Genomic DNA, 20,011 nt, shown 5'->3' on the forward strand with positions numbered 1-20,011 from the left:
AAACCTCTTTCAATCATTAACCATATTGTAACATGTTGTTCACATACATAAAAGCTATATATCCGCTCTGCTGTCGCATTAGATGCGATATGTGCGTTATAAAGTTAGAAAAAAAGCGCAGTTGCAAGAGTCTGTATATCTCAAGCAACCGCACTTTCTCACTTTTTCTTATCTTTGCCTTTAGGAGCCAATGATCTAAGCGAACTTAGAAGTTTACCTCCTGAATTATTACTGCTTTTTCCTGACTTTTTCCTGTTCTTCAGCCATTTGAATATTGCGATCTCAAATATTATAAGAGCGACCAGTAAGCCCACAGCTGCTGCCACAAGCTTAAAATCAATAAGCATGAAATCAAGATATATTCCGTCGGGATCGTCAAAATTAAGAAGATCCCATTCATAAGTCTTTCCATCCCTTGAAACATGCGTGGCATTGTGTGCCTTGGCCTTTGCCGGAAGATTCACGGTAAGCGTCATCTGCGCACCACTCATCTTAACATAGTCTCTGTAATCGCCGGAGAAATTATTATTCCTCGCATCGCGAAGGATATCCCACTCAAGCGAGTATTTAATACCTTTCCTCCTAAGCCTAAGCGACCTGAATTCATCGGAAACATCGCTAACTTCATCCGCAGAAACGTTTTCTTTCCTGATAATATATCCGGAATATCCTCCGTCCCTGTATCCTTCGACATCCCAGCCATCCTCTTTATAATCCTCGATCTGATCTTCAGAAAGGATTTCTTCAAGGTCCCTTTCGCCCATATCCACAGTTGCATAGCATATGGCCACGTCCATCTTGCCGTTAAGCTTAACGTCCATTGTCGTCTCAAATCTGACACAGCCGGATAGCGCTAAAACGCTAAGCAAAGATAATAATATAACTTTTAATTTTTTCATACACATCCTATATATATTTTAAAACTAAATGTTACATAAAAATTATTATATAGCATTTTTATTGTTTTCGCCAATTTATAGATCAATCATCATCTTAGTAAAATTTAAGTGCCATTAAGCTATTACACTTAATGGCACTGATAATGGTAAATTCTATCACTTTTTGAATAAAGTCTCAAAGTGGTAAATATTCATGTACTGATACAGATCATTGCTTACAAGCTTATTTGCGAAGTTGTGGAACTTCGGATTTATGAGGCAGTAGGAATTGGCGCCTTCTACATAAGCTATGGACCAGAGGTTATTCTTGTGAAGTTCATAGATGCTAGATGCTATCTCATCTCTCTTGGCGCTGTCCGCCGTGTTGATCCACTGTTCATAGTATTCGACGAGCTTTTCCATATCTCCCGTAGGCGCAACTCCCAGGCTGTGATCTGTATAATACGTTCCGTACTCTCCATACCACTCGGCAGCCTGTGCTATCGGTACAAAAGCAGCCGCTCTCTCACTGAGCGAAAGTCCGCCGGCGTCCATATGAGGACACATCGATGCAATCCAGTCATTATCGTCAATAAGCTGATCATAGGTTTCCGCATCATAATCCGTAAGAGTTGTCTTAAGGTGTGCGGAATCAAAATATCTCTTTAATGCGCTGTATATGGTATCTGCATTTCCTTCAAGAGATACAAAATCAATCGAAAGGTCCGAACCGTCCGCGAAGTGATAATATCCGTCGCCTCCAAGCTTAAGTCCGCAGCCCTCTAGGAGTTTCTGTGCCGAAGCAAAATCATAATCCGTCCACTTCTTGGACCACTCTTCGTCATATCCCATGCTTCCAGTTGACGGAGCACACTGTCCCGGTCTCATGAATCCTTCCGAGATACGAAGCGATATTTCCTGACGGTCAACGCACATGGAAACCGCCTGACGGAAATCGGGATTTGCAAAAAGATCTGCATAGTTCTTGTCTTTACATGTATAGTTAAATGTCAGCTGATCTGCTCCCCAGCTCGAGCCAAGCACCGTCTTAAGTACAGCTGCATCTCCAAGCTCCGAAAGCATTGAACCTATCTGCTCCATTCCTACATCCATATAATCAAGCTCGCCGTTCGCAAAAGCCGCCGTTTTATCTTCGAGTTCATTGAACATATAGATATTGTCAAAATACGGAAGCTGTTTGCCCTCCGCATCAACTTTCCAGTAATACGGATTTCTTTCAAGTATGCATATTTCCGAGCTTTTTGAGTTGTGCCCTTCCTCTGTACTCAAAACAAAGGAGTTTACTGTAGGAATTCCCGAAACGTTCCAAAAATAATAGCAGGCATTTTTTCCAAGATCGGCTACAGACTCAAAGGACATTCCCTTAGCTGCGGCGTTAGCCAATACCTGTCCGTCGGAAAGCCCCGTATTTTCCCAATATTCATTCTCTACGTATAGCGACGCAGGGATAAGATCTATCAGGTAATGTGAAGGCGCCCAGCACCACTTAAGATCACCGTTCTCGATAAAAGCACCGGGATACTTGGGCGTATCAAATTTCCAGGTCACGGTATAATCGTCAACTTTTTTAAGCACGGCGAATTCGCCCGTCTCATTGTCCTTGAGTGCTTCCCAGCTTGCCTTTGTATCATAATTGTTGATATGAACCATGTAGTACCAGAATGTAATGTCGTCCGCGTTGAAATCATCGCCGTCGGACCACTTCATTCCTTGTCTTAATTTGAACGTCCATTCTGTATAATCTTCATTTGCTTCATAGCTCTTAATTACGTTCGGAACGTAGCTACCGTCGCAGTTGTACCTGATAATACTCTCAAGCACAGGTCTTGCTATACCCCATGAACCGGAAAGTCCCTGCATATTACAATTTCCACAGTACTCGCCAATCTCAAGGGCATTTCCTGTTGCATCCGTCTGTGCGATGAAGACATCTTCTTTAATAGGGAGCCTGCTATCAACAGCAGGAAGGCTTCCGTCACCTACCTTTGCTGACAGTTCAGGTGCTTCCGAATAGTTTAGGCTACCTCTGTTTACTTCAGATACTGCCTGCGACGTTGCAGCTTCCTCAGAAGCCGGTTGCTCATACGATGTATCGGTAAAAGACTCTGTTCTTTGATTTAATTTTACACTTCTGCTGCCGCATCCTGATACCGTCAAGACTATAACCACCGTAAGAGACAGCGCAATATGTTTTCTATTCATGCGTGTAATCCTCCTTATTGATCATTGTCCGCCGGTCATCATAACTTGAATCCCGTGAGCTCTGTTGTCAGTGAATCAGCTGCGCCTCTAAGATCCTTGATGACATCATTCAGATTCTTTGCAGCATTCTGTGCATCAAGAGCCGTATTTCCAACTTCCGAAGACGAAGCAGCCGCTTCTTCCGAAACTGCCGAGATACCGTCAATAGCAGAAAGTGTATTGACTTTCGCCTTTTCCATATCGGCCACCTGAAGTCCGATCTCTTTAAGATGATCCGCAATCGTCTTGAAGTTTTCATTTATTACATTGAATTCCGAAAGCGTTGCTTCTACCGCTTCTTCCTGCTGTTTTACGATTTCTTCCGCATGCTTGGCTGCGGTCGCCGTCTGCTCGGTCTTTGCCGTAACCGTTGTGATGATATTTCCAATCTCACCCGCAGAAACAGCACTCTGCTCGGCAAGCATTCTGATTTCCTCCGCAACTACGGAGAAACCTTTTCCCGCAGCTCCCGCTCTTGCAGCCTCAATTGATGCGTTAAGAGAAAGGAGATTTGTTCTTCTTGCAATCTCATCGATCGTAGCAATGATATTTCCGATAGATGATGTTTCTTTTGCGAGAGCTTCAATATCCTCTATAACGCCATTGGTAACTTCGCTGGTCTCATTCGCCTTTGTCTTAAGGTTTTCTACCGCTTCAATACCATTCTTAACAGATTCGTCCGCATCTGATGCCATGTCTCCGATCGCTTGTACATTCTTTCTTACGACTTCGATCTTATCTGTCAGTACGTCGGCTTCATCAAGACATCCTTGCGCATCATGTGCCTGCTGATCAAGACCAAGCCTGATCTCATCGACAGATGACGTAATATTTTCGGACGCGGTAACAAGCGACTCTGATGCTCCTCCGATATCATCCGAGGACTTCTTAAGGGAATCGGCGGTCGCTGATATCTTAAGAAGAAGTCGCTTGGTATTTTCTATCATTTTGCTTGCTGAACCTGAAAGTGCACCAAACTCATCACGACGCTTTGAAGTAATTGAAATTGTAAGATCACCCTGTGCTGCCTGTTCGAATCCATCCGATATTCCCTTAACCGTGCTTCCGATGCTGTTCGATACGATAATTCCGACTATCGAAGAAACAACAGTTGCAAGGATAACTGCGATAACGGATGCAACTCTTATGTTATTTACGCTTCCGCTTATCACAGTCTCGGGAATACGGCCGCAAATAACCGCTCCGGACTCTCCTACTTTTGCATAGACATATAGATAAACTTTTTTGTCCGTGGCATCTTTCATCCACTCAACTCCCGATGACTCGGAAGATGCTTTAATATCTTCAAAGAATGTTGTATTGGCAAAGATTGTTTCGTTTGCGTTACTCTTGCCGTCCATGTTGGTCTCAACGCCGTCGGAAGTTATAAAAGCAAATGTGCTTCCTTCGCCGAGGTTGATCCTTTCAAGCGCAACAAGAGATGTATCAAGTCTTATATCTGTGGAAATATAACCGAGTTTTTCACCGAGTGAATCATAAAATGGCTCTACATAGACCGCACAATAAGGAATGCCCTCAATGGCATTGGCGCCCTGATAGGAATCGATGAATACTCTCGTTCCCATCCATGCACCTGCATTGGGACTTGCAGATAATAAAGAAGAATCACCTGTCTTATCAAATTCAGCTGCTGCCGATGATCCGCCATAATTAAACATCAGATAGTTTCCATTTGCCACAGAAAACGATGTCTGTTTATAGGCCAAGATAGACATATCTCCGACTATATTGTCCGACTGGGCAAGGTTCCTTGCACTTCGGTATATCTCGGAAAGAGCATTCCTCGACTCCTCGGTATCCGTATATGCCCCGCCATAATAGTTTTTGAGCTCAGAAAGACCGGATAGCTGCTCTGTCTTACCCTCAACAACCGAAAAGGTAAGCTCATAGTAATTTGCCATCTGCTGCAACGCAGTCACGGCGTTACTTTCATAAGTTTCCTGTGTTCCACTTGATGCTATAGAGTAAGCGGTATACCCGACAATAATTATAAAGGTGACAGGTATCAGAAAGAATGCAGTCAGCTTAACCCTAAGGCTGTTCAGCTTTTTCATTGAGCGGCTCTCCTTTCATGTACAAAAAGTAGTGATCCCCCGTCCCCAAATCAGAGATTTGCAAATCTCTTTGTACTGCTGCTAAGCTGCTCCGTAACTTTGTTGTTCTCTCCCATTGCTTCGCTGATACCCTGAATCTGTCCGACAATCTCGGAGGAATTTGCAGCCGACAGGTTGATCGCCTGTGTGCTTTCTTTTACAGATTCAGTGATGGACTCAACAGAGTCAGCCATCTTATCCATGATAGTGTTAAGGTTATCGGCTTTTCTGTTGAATTTATCAAGGATATCATCCATGACTACCGCTGTATTCTCATACTTGTCGCTGGTCTCAACAAATGTATCATAGTCATTCAATACGTCATTATTTATAAACTCTATAACATCCATGGCATTGGTTGAAAGCGTATTAACCGCCTCAGTAACTTCATTACTGATCGTCTGGATGTTTCCGGCCGTCTGCCTACTGTTGTCGGCAAGTGCACTGATCTCTTCGGCAACAACCGCGAAGCCTTTACCGGCTTCACCCGCTCTTGCAGCCTCAATCGATGCATTAAGAGCAAGAAGGTTTGTCTGTGACGCAATATCAAGGATAACCTTGGTAAGCTCATTGATCTGTGCAACCTTCTCACTGTCTTTAACTGATTTTTCAAGAACCGCGCTAAGTTCTTCAACCTTCACGCCGGTATTCTCTTTCTTCTTAAGAGCTTCGTTCTTGATCTCGTCAGCTTCTTTCTTGATATTCTCGGCGGTCTCCGCTCCGTTTGCAGCTTCCTGTCTGATCTCGGAAGTTGCTTCCTTAACTTCATCGAGTCTTCCGGAAATCTGGTCCGCAGTCGTCGATACGGTATCCATACTTGCGGACAGCTCTTCAAGAGCAGCCGATGTATTTGTGATATTATCGCTTGCTTTCTCAATCTTATCCGTCATTGAATCAGCGGATGTATTAAGGACATTCGAACCGTCCTTAACTTCTTTTATAATTCCCTGCAAAGTCTCAATAAAGTTATTGATTCCGTCCACAATAAAAGCAAGTTCTGTAGACGTCTTAGTCGCAATGCGCGCCGTAAGATCGCCTTCATTATTATTAATGCCCCTGATAATCCCATGTAACTCGGAAACAATACTTGCAATCTTTCGGCTGATCCTGATCTCGTTAAGGCAAAGGCTCAAAGCAATGATAATAACAAATACCACTACAAGAATTATTGTCTTTTGGAATGCCTGCGCATAGAGCATATCAAGATATGCCTTAAGCAGTTCTCCGAGCACTGCGATTGCTTCTTCTGCCGTATCATAAGCGGCATATGCGGCTGCCTGAGCATCTATATATTTATTTATATAAATATCCATTGCCGTTGCGGCATCGGCAGCACGAAGCGAGACAACCATCTCATCTGTGATAGCAATGAAATCATTGGTTGTCTTCGTTACAGCTTCCATCTGCGCAGGACCGTTTTCACCCTGTGTGACCAAAATACTTCCCTGCATAAATGAAAGAAGATCGGGAACCTCTTTTTCTACCGCATCAATATTGGTAAAATACACTTCATAATTGGCGGGATCGTTGGTTCCCATTGATACCGCACCAAGCAAAGCAGAAAGATTACCGTCTATGGTAATAAGCCCTTCACGAAGCTTCGCTTCCTTACTTAAGAGTTGAATCTCATCATTACTTGCCCCTACCGCACTATTGATAATGTTTTTGGTGTTGCTGTTCATTATTAAAAGTGCTGTTACGAACATGACAAGCATAACGATATTCACTGCCAGATTCTGAAAACCTATCTTTCTGAAAAGATTGATTCCTTCTGTTTTAGTTCCTGCGCTATTATTCACTTATAAGCACTCCTTTCCTCCAAAAAGAAAATACACATCGTCATACAAATAATTATAGCGCAATTTACTAAAACTATAATACGTTATAGCGATAATTAAGAAATTGTTTATACTATTCTTTAAAATTCTTCCCGTTCGCTAAAAAAATCCTGACCGTACTGTGATTCGGCAATCGTTTCTGATGCAGACAACGTAGAGCTTGTTGTTTTATTCTTTAATGCAGCTCTCTTTTCAGCTTTCTTTTTGGCTTCAATCTGTCTGGTTGTTCTCTCACCCAGCTGCTGGCGAATCTTCATAAGCTGCTCAAGGGCTGATAATTTCTTCTTTGTTTCAGAAATCTCATTTGCAAGTTCGTCCATACTCATCGTCAAAAAGTTCTGTGCATCCATTTTAAAGTCTCCTTCCAGTTTAAAAGTGTTATCTCTCGTATAAAAAAGCGGTATCTATCAACAAAATATATTTTGATAAATACCACCTCTTATAACTATTTCAAATTGCACGTTTGTCCACATTCAGTAAACATACATGTGAACATGTTAATTATATCATTACATTCCGTTATAGTCTATCCTTTTTTCAGCCTATTTATCCCATTCCATTTCGGAGCTGAAACGAGCCCATAAAAGCTCACAGATCTGAATAAGATAAGTAAGTGTCATCTGATACCTAACATCGGGGCCGGGACTCTCATTCCAAGAATCGTCATCTTTATTATTCTCACGTACTATCTTTTCCAGCTGTTCCAATTCCCCGACAAGTTGCTTACGTTCTGCTATAAGCTCGTCTATCGAATCGGATTCATGCATAGACTTATAACCTTCAGCCGAGATCATCATAATACGTACCTCCTACTTTCAAAAAAAGTTCCCATAAAAAACCTTATTAATATATTATCATATTTTTTTACGTTTTTTTCTAATCAAAATATTTATTTTTTGTTAATTTATATTTACAAAATGTTAATTATACAATAAAATAAATATAATGATTAATGGATGTGGAGGACATTCCGAAATGAGTGAAAGACAATTTGATCCGATAACAGGACAACCAATCACATACAACCAGCAACAATATGATGCTGCTCAGACTATACAGTTAGACAAAATTCAACCTGATAATATGGCAGGAGCTTCAGCCGGACAGGACTATAACAGTAACAGCTATTTCGAGCAGAATTACTGGGGCATGGACAACAAATCTGTTCAGCAGCCTTTCGGCCAGAATTACCAGCAGCCTGCTATGAATCAATACGGACAGCCTATGCAGCAGTACATGAATAATCAGTTCGGGCAGCCTGTAAATAACGGCTACGGTCAGCCCATGAATAATGAATACGGCCAATCTATGAATAACGGCTACGGTCAGTTTATGAACAATGGCTACAATCAGCCTATAAACAGCGGCTACGGTCAGCCCATGCAGAACATGAACAATCCGTACGGACAGCCTTTTCAGATGAATATGGGACAGCCCGCATATCAGGGCTACGGTAAGCCCAAAAAGAGTAAGTTGACTCCACAATCGGTTGCTCTCGGTTCATCCATAGCGGCAGTGATTGTTTTGACAGCATTGTTTTTCAGCACAACTACCTCTCGCGCCAACCCGTACGATCAGAATATCATTGCAAAGCAAAATCCGACTATATCAAGCAGCCAGAGCACTCCGGGACAGACAATCACAAAGTCCACTCCCGCATCTGTTAACGAGACTGCGATGTTCTCGAATTTCAGCATTGATGGCAAGCAGTATTCTCTTCCAATGAGTATCGATGAACTTCTTGCAAACGGATGGACATACGATGACAAGGAAGATGCAAACAAAACATTGTACGCAGGCGATTGCGAGACAATAAAGCTTAACTATACAGGAAAAGGTAATGATTCGCAGTATTTTGGTGTGATCAATCACTCCATAGATGCTCAGCCTCTTTCAAAATGTCTTATATATGACTGTGATTTTTCGGATTCATTTGTTAAACAGACAGGTGCGGAAGTAAAATTCTACAATGATAAGTTTGTTTTACAGAAGACTACCGTTGACGAAGTAAAGAACGAACTCGGAGAGCCCAGCAGCACAAACACAAGCGGCAATTCCGTCACACTCACATACAGAGGAAAAGGTAAAGAGGACGAATTCAATCTTTCCGCGACATACAGTTTTGAGAATAACATACTTACATTTATCAGTATTCGTAATAAATCGATGCCTTCAGACTTTGTACAGCCTGCAGTGAACTCCAAGACACCTGATTATCTCGGTCTTTACAAAGCTCCTTTGAGACTCGGAGACGATCTGTTATCTGGTAACTTTACTCTTGACGGAGTAACCTATAATTTACCTGTTCCATACAAGACACTTGCAGAGCAAGGCTGGACAAGTACAGGCGAATCGGAATCTGTTCCTTCAATGAACGGCGTGATTCTGACATTAAAAAAAGGAGATTTCAACATTACCGCTAAAGTTGTTAATCCCCTTCCGAATGCAGTGACACTTGATAATACAATTGTTGTATTCATCTCAGTATTCAACAGCACGGTCAATCCTCTCGATCTTACAATGGCAGGAGACATTAAGCTCGGAATGTCAAAAGCAGACCTGGAGAATGCACTTAACGCAAAGGGAATAAAGAACTTTACATATAATGAGAAATTCAACACTTACAAGATTCCGTTCGATCAGGCCGATAAATCTGAGTTTCCAAAGGAAACAATAGAGATTTACTTAAGCGATGACAAGAATATCATCAGTAGTATCGACATTGAGCGCTACGACTGGCTCGCAGAAAAATAATTAAACTTCCGACACCTCAGAGTACACAGAAACAGTCTTTTTGTCACATCTGTGCTCCCCGGTGTCGGAAGTTTTTTCTATTATTTATTGAATTTTCCCTGCATCGGAAGGCCTCTTAGGCTGATGCATAAGGTACATGCATCTGCTGCCATTGCTTGCCTTTACAGATTCTCTTGCAATTTCTCTGAGCATTTTGGCTATAAAAGTTTTCTCTTTTTTCATCTTGAACACCCTCCTTCATACGAAAAAATATTATATTTGGTAATAATTATATCTCAAATTACGCAAATATATTATTTCATGTAGAAAAAACGGATATTCATGTAATTTTTACACATTATCGCTCTCTTCTTTTCCGTACATTATTACATCAACATTGAACTGATTGCCCTTATCATCGATAATCACTTCGCCCTCATACCCCTTAACGGCTTGTTCCACCGATGCAAGTCCTATTCCATGATGTTCCGCATCATGTTTTGTTGAAAAGAACTTTCCATATCTGTCTCGTCTGTTTTCATAAATACAGCTGTTCTTTATGCCAATCTTCAGCATGTTCTTTTCAAAACTCATATCAAGTCTGATAAATCTCCCTTTTGGCTGAACCTTCATGCATGCATCAAATGCATTCTCCAAAAGATTGCCTAAAATAATTACAAGATGTTCACTCTTAAACGGAAGTACCGACGGCACAAAAACAGATACTTCAAAAGCGATTCCTTCTTTTTTCGCTATGGAATACTTGTAATTTACAAGCGAATCAACAACTATATTGCCACTCTTTGATATTTCTTCACCGGATTTCCCGAGTCCGTCTGCAAGAAGCTGCTGTATATATTTGACCGCCTCATCTTTTTCCCCTGACTCAACCATTCCGAGAAGGCTTGCAAGATGGCTTTTCATATCATGTCTTGTTCTCCTTATTTCCATATAAAGCTGTTCCTGCTCTGCCGCCTGTCTGCTGCAAAGTTCAAGTTGCTGTCCGTAAAGTTTGTTTAGCGATTTAAGCTCGGCATCTCTGCTCATCCATGTATATACCTCAAAGATCACATAGTTTATCATTAGGAGAAAAGCACTTGAAATAACAGCAAAATTATTGTATTCAATATGACGCGTCGCTATCAGAAAAATACGATTTGTAAGAAAAATGCTGATGATCGGAATTGAAAGAATCATTATAAAATATTTGATCGGAATATTACAGTATTTAGAGCCTTTCCAGGACTTGTTCAAGATTACAACCAGAAGGAGCATTATCAGAAGCGAAACAAAGCATACAGAGTCCCTGCTTTTTACAAAATCTATGCCGTATCTTTCAACCACTGCAACGGCTCCGACTTCTACAAGCATCCAGACCGCACATACAATAAGTGAGAAAAAGCTGGCAGCCTTGATCGATGCTTTTCTGTCGAGAATTGCCAAGATAAAGATAAAGATAATGTTCGAAGTTATCAGGGCAAGCGGCTTTACGATATTCGTCAGATTTGACGCCGCAGAAAACGTGAAATATATTGCCCATACAACATATCTTACTATGTTGTTACTCCGTTCCGGCAGGAAAACATCCATGAACTTCCGAACAATCATGACATAAAGAAAAGCTAAGAAAACTCCAGTAAAAATCGACATGTATTCACCCATTTTTAAGCCCCTTCTTTCCTTATATAAAACCAACTGTTATAAATCATAACATAAAAACGACAGTCTTTTTCCAATTTGTAATATTTACGGTTTTTCATGTAAGAATCACGGTTTTGCATATTTTAAAAAAAGAATGTATACTACCTTAGACAATATCTAATTATGATTACCGATCCTGCACTTTTTGTTACTTACTATGCTTATACCCGATTATTTGGAGGTAGGATATGATTAAGATTGCAATTTGTGATGACGATGTAAAGCTTTCCGGCAAACTTGAGACGCTTTTAAACAGTGAGTGTCTTGCAAGAGGAATACGTCCCGAGATTGATGTTTTTTACGACGGTTCACCGCTTGCGCGCAACATAATCAAAGGGGATCGCTACAGCTTGATCTTTCTCGATATCGAGATGAAAGAGCTGGACGGAATAACAACCGCCCGAATGATCCGCACAATAGACAAAGACTCTCTCATAATCTATGTTTCAAATTACGAAAGCTATCTCAAAGAACTTTTTGAAGTCGAGCCTTTCAGGTTTCTTTCCAAACCGATAGACGAGAAAATATTCAAAAAGTACTTCTCTCAGGCACTTACAAGAATCGATAAAGCCGAAGGCTATTTTCAATACACCTATAACAGAAAGGTGAAAAAGACTTCCATCGGCAACATCGTATACTTCGAAAGTAAAAATCGTGTAATAACGATCCATCTAAATGACGGCTCAAACGATATTTTTTACGGAAAGCTAAATGATATTCAAAAAGAACTCGAAAGTTCAGGTCATTATTTTTTCAGGATACACCAGTCTTATCTTGTTAATTACAAATATGTAAGCCACATGAATTACACCAGCATGACGCTAAATTACGACAACAACGAATTTTGTCTGAAGATCAGTGAAAACAGACAAAAGAACGTGCGACGTAAGATCATCGAAATGATGGGTGACGGCAACTACACAAAATAATACAAAACAATCATCGGGATTTCATTATGTATTACATATCAAAGAGACTTACAGATTATATATTAAATAAAGGGGTTATCGAAGAAAAAGATTATGATATATATAACTACGGCTTCGTATGCTTTCTTGAAGTAACGCTAAGCACGGTAACAAGTATAATCATAGCTCTTTTTCTCGGTATGCTTCGCCCGTGTCTGTTCTTTTTTCTCATATTTATTCCGATGCGCTCATATGGAGGTGGCCTTCATCTAAACAGTTATCTTGCTTGTTACATCGCCTCCTGCCTTATTCTTACAATATCGCTCCTTACGGTAAAATATGCCACTCTCCCGCTCTTAATCTCATTTTTGATCTATCTTGTCTCTGCGGCCTTCATCTTACTTACAGGTCCTGTAGATCATCCCAACAGAAGTGTCGATGCATATGAAAATGATATATTCAAAAAAAAGACGAATATAACGATATTATTTTCAACCGTTATATCCGTCATTCTGCTTTTTTATAAAAACAACTCTTATCTGATGCTCGAAGCAATTGTCTTCGCCTTCCTCGCAATTACTTTAATAGCGGGAAAAAAAGCAAACAGATAAGCTCTTATTATCAATAAGTCATTATTCTACGCACTATGTCCATATATTCACCACAATACTTTTCATAGACACCTGTCATCGCATCCCTGAATTTCTTTCTCTCTTCGGGAGTAAGTTCGATGACCTGCGTACCGTTGGAAACAGCAATATTCTTGGAACTTTCTTCTCTTTCTTTCCAAAGTTGTCTTTCATACGTTGACGATTCAAGTGCACATTCGTGGATTATATTCCTGTCCTCTTCACTGAGCGTGTTCCATATAACTTTTGAACACACCTGCAGCTCCGGAACTCTTATATGCTCATCGATCGTATAATACTCCGCAACCTTGTAGTGCTTCATACTCTCATACGACGGCCAGTTATTCTCTGCTCCGTCAACCAATCCCTGCTCAAATGAAGAATATACTTCAGAATATACAACTTCGACCGGCTTTGCTCCGAGAGCTTCCACCATATCCGCCATCATTGATGATTCCTGAACTCTTATCTTCATTCCGTTCAGATCTTCAACACTCGTGATAGGCTTTGATTTACTGTAGAAATTTCTGGCGCCCGCATCATACCACGATAGCCCTACCAGATCGTATTCATCAGCCTTTAGCAGGAACCTGTCTCCAATATCTCCTTCAAGCACTCTCCACATATGATCCGAATCATTATATAGGAAAGGCATAAGAAGAACGTTCATCGAAGGTATTCTCTCTGCCAGCTGTGAAAGTGATACTCTGGCAAAAGCAATTCCGCCGTATTTCATCTGGTTTATCGCTTCTGATTCGCTTCCCAGCTCCGCGTCATATTTTACAATTATCTTTATCCTTCCGTTTGTCCTCTCATATACAAGATCCGCAAACTTCTGTCCTCCGAGTGTAGTCGGATAATCTGCGGCCTGATTCTCTGCATATAAAAAAACATATTCCGGAGAATTAGATCCGGATTTTCTGTTATTAAAAAAGAATAAGACAGCAACCATAATAAATATTATGCTCACTATCATTGCCACAATGGGCCATCTTTTTTTCATCAGTCAATGACTCCGTTTCTGTATTCACTGGGTGTCTGCCCGGTCATACGCTTAAACACTCTCGCAAAATAATTGGCATCTCTGTATCCCGCTTCGGAGCTGATGTCCTTAATATTGATAGAAGGATTTGCCAAAAATTCTTTTGCCTTGCTTATCCTAAGTTCGTTCAAATATACTATAAAGCTTTTTCCGAAATTCTGCTTGAAAAGTTTGCAAAAATATACATCGGAATACCCCAAAACTCCGGCAACATCTTGTAGCGAAATATCTTCTTTATAGTGCTCGTCTATATATTTTTTTGCTTCACGCACTATTTCTCCCGACTTCGAAAAATCCTTTTCATCAAGATTAAAGTCTGAAGAAGGAGTGCTCTTTTTTATAGTATCTACGTTCTTTACCTCTGTTTCATATTTATCCGCGATTGAAAACGCTTCTTCCATTACATTTATAAGCTCATTATCCGCACCCGGCTTAAGTAAATAATCGAGCGCTCTTACCTCGATAGCTTTCTTGGCATAGCTGAATTCATCAAAAGCCGTGAGAAAAATAATGCTGCACCTTTCATCAAAGGTTCTTATCTCCTCTGCCGCATCAAGTCCGTTTTTTCCGGGCATGGAAATATCAAGAAAAGCAATCTGACAATTCTTCTCTTTTACCAACTCGACCGCCTCGACTCCGTTAGCCGCCAAAAAAATCTCTATCTGGTCTTTAAAAAATCCATTTAATTTTTTAGATATAACCTGTCTCTCAATAGGCTCATCATCTGCAATCAGTACTCTATACATTCTTTAGTCTCCTCGAGTATAAATTGAATCTCCTGCACGGTAGGGAAGAATAATTATTATCTGTGTACCTTTTCCCAAAACGCTGTTAACTCTCATATCAGCGTCCTCATACATAGCCTTTATTCTCCTAAAAATATTTCCCATGCCTATACCCATGGTACTGGTCTGTTTTCCGCCCAAGCTTTCACGTATCTCCCTAAGCTGGCTAATCTCCATTCCTTTACCCGTATCGGTGACGGAAATTATAAGCTTGTCAGCTTTTTTACCAACCAAAACAGATACACTACCGCCCTCCACTTTCGGTGAAATTCCATGAATAATACAATTCTCGATTATAGGCTGCAATGTAAACGTAGGAACCATTACATTGTCTGCATTTACCCTACAATCAACCGTATACTTAACTCTTTCCCCGAAACGCATCTTCTGCAAATACATATAATCGGCCGCAACCTTTAGTTCCTGAGAAAGAAGTACTTCCTTCTCCTGATGCTTCAGATTGTATCTGAACAGTGAACTGAGCGCGGTAATCATTTCCTCTGTAGTCGATGCGCCCTCAAGGTTCGCCATGCCACCTATTACATTAAGTGTATTAAAAAGAAAATGCGGATTGATCTGGTTCTTAAGAAGTTCCAGATTCATTGCATCAAGTTGCTTCTCTGCTTCAAGAGTTTCGACTTCTTTTGCGTGAAGCTTATCAAGAGCCTGTCTTCTTTCCTCCAAAGCACCTATATACTCACCTGTCGCATATTTCATCTTGTTAAAAGCAATGATAAGCTCACCAAGTTCGTCCCTGTTATTTGCGGCAACGTCATCCACGTCGAAATCATTTGCCGCAATCCTTCTGGACGCATGCGCAAGCTTAAGCACAGGTTCAGTAATAGATTTATTCATCATCCTTGAAATCTCAAGTACCGATGAGAACAGTAAAATACCTAATATTACTGCGATCACCGGAACCACAAAAACTTTCGGTAACAACTCGTTATACTTAGCATTACCCTCTTTAAGAGTAAGATCTATAAAACGCTGCGCGTAATTATGCAGATAATTCTGCATATTATAAACGGCATACAGTCTGCTCACGTAATCTCTTCGCGGTAATTTGCCGCTGAGAACTTCATCTCTGTAGCCGCAATACACTTCATAACATGACTGTAACGAATAAAGCTGCGCATATCTGTTTTCCCCCAGTCTTGAATAATCAAGCGGAATTGCATATACGGCAGTTTTTGTCTGTTTCATCGCAAGCTTAAATGCATCCTCATTTTCACTCGTAGTGCTGTTGACATATTGATCGAACAATTCTTTTTCCCTGTCGATAACGGTAATGATCTCACCGCATTTGGAATTGTCTTCCATTATGTCATTAACGTCGATCATAAACAGCCTTATCAGGATTGCATCAAAGAATACCGCAACCAGAATTGTCAAAAATACACTTCCCGTGAAAAGTGATATTTTGTTTTTAATTGTGATCGAGTACCAAAAGTTTTTTAAGTTTTTCATCTTTACAAAGACAGCAGCGTTATACTTACTCATAAAAGTATTATAGCGCTGCCGTCATCATTTTTCTAATATTCGTTAGTTTCTGATCTTTTTACAAAGAAAATCATAAAACTCATCTTTTTCATCGCCGAGAATACGATTGGTCAACATATATCCATGGTTTCTGTCCGACATAACAATTATCATGTTGGACTGTTTGATCGCATTTACGATCTTGTTCCACTTGATGTCTTCCTGCTTCCCGTCACTGCTTACATGAACTCCGTTATCGTCAAACAAAAGCTCTACTCTTCCCGGAAGTGTTTCCAATTGTTTGATGCTCCTCAAATAAACCAGAAACGGTTGTAAAATTGGGAATAATATACAACCAAACATAAGCAATGTTCTGATAAATGGTCCCGAAGTTCCCCAAAACCTAATCGACAACATGATCATCGCAACTGTAAATACAACATTTACGACCCCTGCAAGCGATCTGTATGTACGAATCATGGCTATAAACCACAGATCCTTAGGTTTTACATCAGATATGTAACGATATTCCATAATAAATCACCTTATTTTGCTCCAAGAAGATTAGGTAAGAACATACTAATCTCAGGAATAAATGTAAGAAGGAGAAGTGTAACGATCATGCAAATGTAGAAAGGAAGTGTTGCCTTTACTACTTTCTCCATCTTAACCTTACCTACAGCAGAACCGATGAAAAGAACGGCTCCTACAGGAGGTGTCAAAAGTCCGATACCACAGTTAAGAACGATCATGATACCAAACTGTATAGGATCGATTCCGATTGATGTAGCAATAGGAAGAAGGATAGGTGTTGCGATCAAGATGATCGGAGCCATATCCATGATACATCCAAGTACAAGAAGAATCAGGTCAATCAAAAGCGCGATAACAACAGGATTACTTGAAAATCCTACAATCATGTTTGCTGCAATGGCAGGAACATGAAGTGTTGTAAGACAATAACCAAAAATACTTGATGTAGAAATAAGGATAAGCACGATTGAAAGTGTATCGATACAAGATTCCAATGTCTTCCAAACACCCTTCCAGTTAAGTCCCTTATAGATGTAAACGCTTACAATCAAGCTGTAAATAACAGCGATGGCAGCAGACTCAGTTGCTGTAAATACACCGCCTACAACACCAAATACTACGATAACAACTGCTGCAAGTGCCCAGAATGAAATTCCAAGCTGCTTTAAGAGACGAACAATACTGAACTTTTCTCCCTTAGGATAATTTCTCTTCTTAGAAATAATATATGATCCAACCATGAGTGATAATGCAAGAATCGCACCCGGTATATATCCTGCAAGGAACAAACTTCCTATAGAGATACCGCCGGCACTCATGGCATAAATTACCATGTTATGACTTGGGGGAACAAGAAGTCCCTCGCATGATGATGTAATTGTTACTGCTGTTGAAAAATCATCATCATAGCCTTCTTCGACCATCATAGGAATGAGAATACTTCCGAGTGATGCAGTATCAGCAGCCGCCGATCCTGAAATACCACCAAAGAAATATGATGCAACGATATTAACCATTGCCATTCCACCGGTCATCCAACCTACACAAGCGTTGGCCAAAGCAATAAGCTTCTCTGAAATACCACCGGTACCCATAAGGCATCCCATTGTAATAAAGAACGGAATTGCCATCATACTAAATGAATTGATTCCCTTAACCATCTGCTGACAGATGCTTGTAAGAGGGAGTCCCTGATACATTAAACAAAAAAGTGAAGATAATGCCACTGCATAAGCGATCTGAAATCTGAGCATAATCATTACAAGAAAGCTCACAAGCAATACTGCTATAGCTGTTGAATTAACTGCCATTACTCATTTCCCTCCTTTAACACTATGCGTTTGAAATCATTGTAAATTGCCTCAAGTTCGAATACTAACATAGCAACACCTGCTACAGGAATCGGGAAATACAACCAGAACTTTGAAAGTGAAGGCATACTAACGTATGAACCCTTAGCTCCAATTGTTGAAGCATAATTCCATCCAACCACAATCATTACGATTGCAAGGCCAAGTACACAAATATCATTAAGGATATCGAGTGCCTGTATAAGTTTCTTAGGTAAGTAAACGTCCAATGCTGTCATTCTTATATGAGCACCGCGTCTGATGGCCAATGCTGCAGATAATACAGCCATATAAGCCATAAGTGTGAGTACAATCTCTTCGCTCCATGCAGGATCAGGAATGAAAGAAATATATCTTCCTGCAACACTCATTGTTGTGATCAGGATATCTGCAATAAGCAAGAGCTTGCAGATAAAAAGCATAATCTTATATGTTACGTCATATAAAATTTTGATCTTATCTACCTGTTTAAAAAAGCCTTCCATAATTCCTCTTTTCTTCTAAAAATGGCATGGGAAGGGATATCCTCCCCATGCCGGCGTTAAAATAAATTGATAAGTTACAACTAAAGGTGGTAAAAAATTACTGCATATCAAGGATCTGCTGGTAAACGTCTTCCTTGCCCTTTATGTTTTCTTCAACAACTTTCTTAACAGCGTCCTGCCAAGGCTTGATATCCTCAACTTCTGTGATCTTTGTTCCGTTAGCCTTAAGCTGCTCAAGTACTTCCTTCTCCTTCTCTTCTGAGATTGAACGGTTGTACTTAGAAGCCTCTTCACCGGCTGCCATAAGGATATCCTGCTGATCAGCTGAAAGCTTGTTCCAAGCGTCATCTGTGATGATAACCTGGATAGCACCAAGTGTGTGTCCATCAAGAATCATGTTGCCTGCAACTTCGTTGAATGAGTTTGATGCATAATTTGCGATAGGCTGCTCAGCACCATCAACTACACCTGTCTGAAGTGCACCATAGAGCTCTGTGAAAGCAACTACTGTAGGAGAAGCACCAAGACCTTCTACAAGACCGTTCATAACAGGGTCGTTAGAAACACGAAGCTTTAATCCCTTAAGAGAATCGATACCTGAGATTTCCTTTGTTGTGAAGAAATGACGGAAACCTTCCTCACCATAGAAAAGTCCTCTTACACCGCTTCCGTTCTCTGAGGGCTCAAGCAAGAACTGCTTAGCAAGATCAGATGTAGCGAAGTTCCAGAAATGCTCACGGCTTACAAATGTGTAAGGAAGTGAAAGAAGCATTGATGACTCTCCGCCGTAGCTTGTAAGTGAGAAAGCGGAAATTCTTGCAAGGTCGATTGTTCCGCCGCCACCAAGCATTGTATCAAGAACGTCCTGCTCAGCACCAAGAACCTGGTTAGCCTGAAGATCGATGATGATTGATCCGTTTGATCTCTTCTCAACTTCTTCCTTGAACTTAGCATCTGTCATACCTGAAATAGAATCAAGAGGGTTAACCTCAGCCATTACAAGTGTGATAGCATCCTTAGCAGGTTCTGCTGCTGCATCAGCGGGTGCTGCATCAGATGCCTGTGCGTCAGCTGCAGGCTGTGCTGCGGGTGTCTCAGGTGCTGATACACCACAAGCTGTCATTGATACAACTGTTGCTACTGTTAATAGTGTCGAAATAAGTTTCTTCTTCATTTTTTACCTCCCTAAAATAAAAAAAATAATGACATAGTCTATTCGACAATGTCATTATAGTTGATTACTCGTATATTAAAAAGCGGATAATTTTAAT

Annotated in this window: 18 protein-coding genes; 3 read left to right on the plus strand and 15 right to left on the minus strand. The window is 40.6% G+C overall.

All coding sequences use genetic code 11. The annotated features are described in order from the left end of the window. Positions 1-158 precede the first annotated feature (158 nt). The 6 genes from BLP87_RS00245 to BLP87_RS00270 all read right to left on the minus strand — a co-directional run bounded on the left by BLP87_RS00245 (position 159) and on the right by BLP87_RS00270 (position 7,889). Positions 159-899, minus strand: coding sequence for an LppM family (lipo)protein (locus BLP87_RS00245; RefSeq protein WP_176756575.1), 741 nt, complete (start codon positions 897-899; stop codon positions 159-161). A 156-nt stretch (positions 900-1,055) separates the two neighbouring features. Then, the gene (locus tag BLP87_RS00250; RefSeq protein WP_026655103.1) at positions 1,056-3,101 is read right to left on the minus strand and encodes an ABC transporter substrate-binding protein; all 2,046 of its coding nucleotides are present in this window, start codon (positions 3,099-3,101) and stop codon (positions 1,056-1,058) included. A gap of 38 nt (positions 3,102-3,139) precedes the next feature. Continuing rightward, a complete protein-coding gene (locus tag BLP87_RS00255) occupies positions 3,140-5,215 on the minus strand; it encodes a methyl-accepting chemotaxis protein (RefSeq protein ID WP_074460933.1) in 2,076 nt (691 codons plus the stop codon). A 50-nt stretch (positions 5,216-5,265) separates the two neighbouring features. Further along, positions 5,266-7,053, minus strand: coding sequence for a methyl-accepting chemotaxis protein (locus BLP87_RS00260; protein ID WP_074460934.1), 1,788 nt, complete (start codon positions 7,051-7,053; stop codon positions 5,266-5,268). 119 nt (positions 7,054-7,172) lie between these two features. After that, a complete protein-coding gene (locus BLP87_RS00265; protein ID WP_074460935.1) occupies positions 7,173-7,442 on the minus strand; it encodes a hypothetical protein in 270 nt (89 codons plus the stop codon). Between the two features lie 192 nt (positions 7,443-7,634). Next, on the minus strand, positions 7,635-7,889 hold the full coding sequence (locus tag BLP87_RS00270; RefSeq protein ID WP_074460936.1) for a hypothetical protein: 255 nt from the start codon (positions 7,887-7,889) through the stop codon (positions 7,635-7,637). Between the two features lie 178 nt (positions 7,890-8,067). Here BLP87_RS00270 and BLP87_RS00275 point away from each other — a divergent pair, with 178 nt between their 5' ends. Then, the gene (locus BLP87_RS00275; protein WP_074460937.1) at positions 8,068-9,846 is read left to right on the plus strand and encodes a hypothetical protein; all 1,779 of its coding nucleotides are present in this window, start codon (positions 8,068-8,070) and stop codon (positions 9,844-9,846) included. Positions 9,847-9,930: 84 nt separating this feature from the next. Here the strand turns inward: BLP87_RS00275 and BLP87_RS15805 are convergent, their stop codons facing one another. Further along, complete coding sequence (locus tag BLP87_RS15805) at positions 9,931-10,068, minus strand: AgrD family cyclic lactone autoinducer peptide (RefSeq protein ID WP_143002054.1); 138 nt, start codon at positions 10,066-10,068, stop codon at positions 9,931-9,933. Positions 10,069-10,176: 108 nt separating this feature from the next. Then, on the minus strand, positions 10,177-11,487 hold the full coding sequence (locus BLP87_RS00280; RefSeq protein ID WP_074460938.1) for a sensor histidine kinase: 1,311 nt from the start codon (positions 11,485-11,487) through the stop codon (positions 10,177-10,179). Positions 11,488-11,714: 227 nt separating this feature from the next. Here BLP87_RS00280 and BLP87_RS00285 point away from each other — a divergent pair, with 227 nt between their 5' ends. Together BLP87_RS00285 and BLP87_RS00290 are read left to right on the plus strand one after the other, a co-directional pair. Continuing rightward, positions 11,715-12,455: a LytR/AlgR family response regulator transcription factor gene (locus tag BLP87_RS00285; RefSeq protein WP_074460939.1), complete on the plus strand. Its 741-nt coding sequence runs from the start codon at positions 11,715-11,717 to the stop codon at positions 12,453-12,455. Between the two features lie 26 nt (positions 12,456-12,481). Continuing rightward, positions 12,482-13,045 carry an accessory gene regulator ArgB-like protein gene (locus BLP87_RS00290; protein WP_074460940.1) on the plus strand — a complete coding sequence of 188 codons (564 nt, stop codon included), beginning with the start codon at positions 12,482-12,484 and terminating at the stop codon, positions 13,043-13,045. Between the two features lie 10 nt (positions 13,046-13,055). Here the strand turns inward: BLP87_RS00290 and BLP87_RS00295 are convergent, their stop codons facing one another. The 7 genes from BLP87_RS00295 to BLP87_RS00325 form a co-directional block, all read right to left on the minus strand. Beyond that, positions 13,056-14,066: a TRAP transporter substrate-binding protein gene (locus BLP87_RS00295; protein ID WP_074460941.1), complete on the minus strand. Its 1,011-nt coding sequence runs from the start codon at positions 14,064-14,066 to the stop codon at positions 13,056-13,058. Continuing rightward, the gene (locus BLP87_RS00300) at positions 14,066-14,851 is read right to left on the minus strand and encodes a response regulator transcription factor (RefSeq protein WP_074460942.1); all 786 of its coding nucleotides are present in this window, start codon (positions 14,849-14,851) and stop codon (positions 14,066-14,068) included. Before BLP87_RS00300 ends, BLP87_RS00295 begins: the two co-directional genes overlap by 1 nt. A gap of 3 nt (positions 14,852-14,854) precedes the next feature. Continuing rightward, complete coding sequence (locus BLP87_RS00305; protein WP_176756576.1) at positions 14,855-16,285, minus strand: sensor histidine kinase; 1,431 nt, start codon at positions 16,283-16,285, stop codon at positions 14,855-14,857. 150 nt (positions 16,286-16,435) lie between these two features. Next, on the minus strand, positions 16,436-16,906 hold the full coding sequence (locus BLP87_RS00310; protein ID WP_074460943.1) for a YcxB family protein: 471 nt from the start codon (positions 16,904-16,906) through the stop codon (positions 16,436-16,438). A gap of 11 nt (positions 16,907-16,917) precedes the next feature. Further along, entirely contained in the window at positions 16,918-18,216 is a 1,299-nt protein-coding gene (locus tag BLP87_RS00315) for a TRAP transporter large permease (RefSeq protein ID WP_074460944.1), read from the minus strand. Further along, the gene (locus BLP87_RS00320) at positions 18,216-18,740 is read right to left on the minus strand and encodes a TRAP transporter small permease (protein WP_074460945.1); all 525 of its coding nucleotides are present in this window, start codon (positions 18,738-18,740) and stop codon (positions 18,216-18,218) included. Before BLP87_RS00320 ends, BLP87_RS00315 begins: the two co-directional genes overlap by 1 nt. 97 nt (positions 18,741-18,837) lie before the next feature. After that, positions 18,838-19,914 (minus strand): TRAP transporter substrate-binding protein, encoded by a 1,077-nt coding sequence (locus BLP87_RS00325; protein WP_074460946.1) that lies wholly within the window; start codon positions 19,912-19,914, stop codon positions 18,838-18,840. Positions 19,915-20,011: the final 97 nt, after the last annotated feature.

The sequence above is a fragment of the Butyrivibrio hungatei genome, from assembly GCF_900101605.1.
Lineage (GTDB): Bacteria > Bacillota > Clostridia > Lachnospirales > Lachnospiraceae > Butyrivibrio > Butyrivibrio hungatei_B.

Coding starts and splice junctions, on each gene's coding strand:
- BLP87_RS00250 (WP_026655103.1), bottom strand. CDS start 3,101: ATGAATAGAAAACATATTGCGCTGTCTCTTACGGTGGTTATAGTCTTG.
- BLP87_RS00270 (WP_074460936.1), bottom strand. CDS start 7,889: ATGATGATCTCGGCTGAAGGTTATAAGTCTATGCATGAATCCGATTCG.
- BLP87_RS00300 (WP_074460942.1), bottom strand. CDS start 14,851: ATGTATAGAGTACTGATTGCAGATGATGAGCCTATTGAGAGACAGGTT.
- BLP87_RS15805 (WP_143002054.1), bottom strand. CDS start 10,068: ATGAAAAAAGAGAAAACTTTTATAGCCAAAATGCTCAGAGAAATTGCA.
- BLP87_RS00265 (WP_074460935.1), bottom strand. CDS start 7,442: ATGGATGCACAGAACTTTTTGACGATGAGTATGGACGAACTTGCAAAT.
- BLP87_RS00320 (WP_074460945.1), bottom strand. CDS start 18,740: ATGGAAGGCTTTTTTAAACAGGTAGATAAGATCAAAATTTTATATGAC.
- BLP87_RS00295 (WP_074460941.1), bottom strand. CDS start 14,066: ATGAAAAAAAGATGGCCCATTGTGGCAATGATAGTGAGCATAATATTT.
- BLP87_RS00290 (WP_074460940.1), top strand. CDS start 12,482: ATGTATTACATATCAAAGAGACTTACAGATTATATATTAAATAAAGGG.
- BLP87_RS00310 (WP_074460943.1), bottom strand. CDS start 16,906: ATGGAATATCGTTACATATCTGATGTAAAACCTAAGGATCTGTGGTTT.
- BLP87_RS00280 (WP_074460938.1), bottom strand. CDS start 11,487: ATGGGTGAATACATGTCGATTTTTACTGGAGTTTTCTTAGCTTTTCTT.
- BLP87_RS00275 (WP_074460937.1), top strand. CDS start 8,068: ATGAGTGAAAGACAATTTGATCCGATAACAGGACAACCAATCACATAC.
- BLP87_RS00255 (WP_074460933.1), bottom strand. CDS start 5,215: ATGAAAAAGCTGAACAGCCTTAGGGTTAAGCTGACTGCATTCTTTCTG.
- BLP87_RS00285 (WP_074460939.1), top strand. CDS start 11,715: ATGATTAAGATTGCAATTTGTGATGACGATGTAAAGCTTTCCGGCAAA.
- BLP87_RS00315 (WP_074460944.1), bottom strand. CDS start 18,216: ATGGCAGTTAATTCAACAGCTATAGCAGTATTGCTTGTGAGCTTTCTT.
- BLP87_RS00325 (WP_074460946.1), bottom strand. CDS start 19,914: ATGAAGAAGAAACTTATTTCGACACTATTAACAGTAGCAACAGTTGTA.
- BLP87_RS00245 (WP_176756575.1), bottom strand. CDS start 899: ATGAAAAAATTAAAAGTTATATTATTATCTTTGCTTAGCGTTTTAGCG.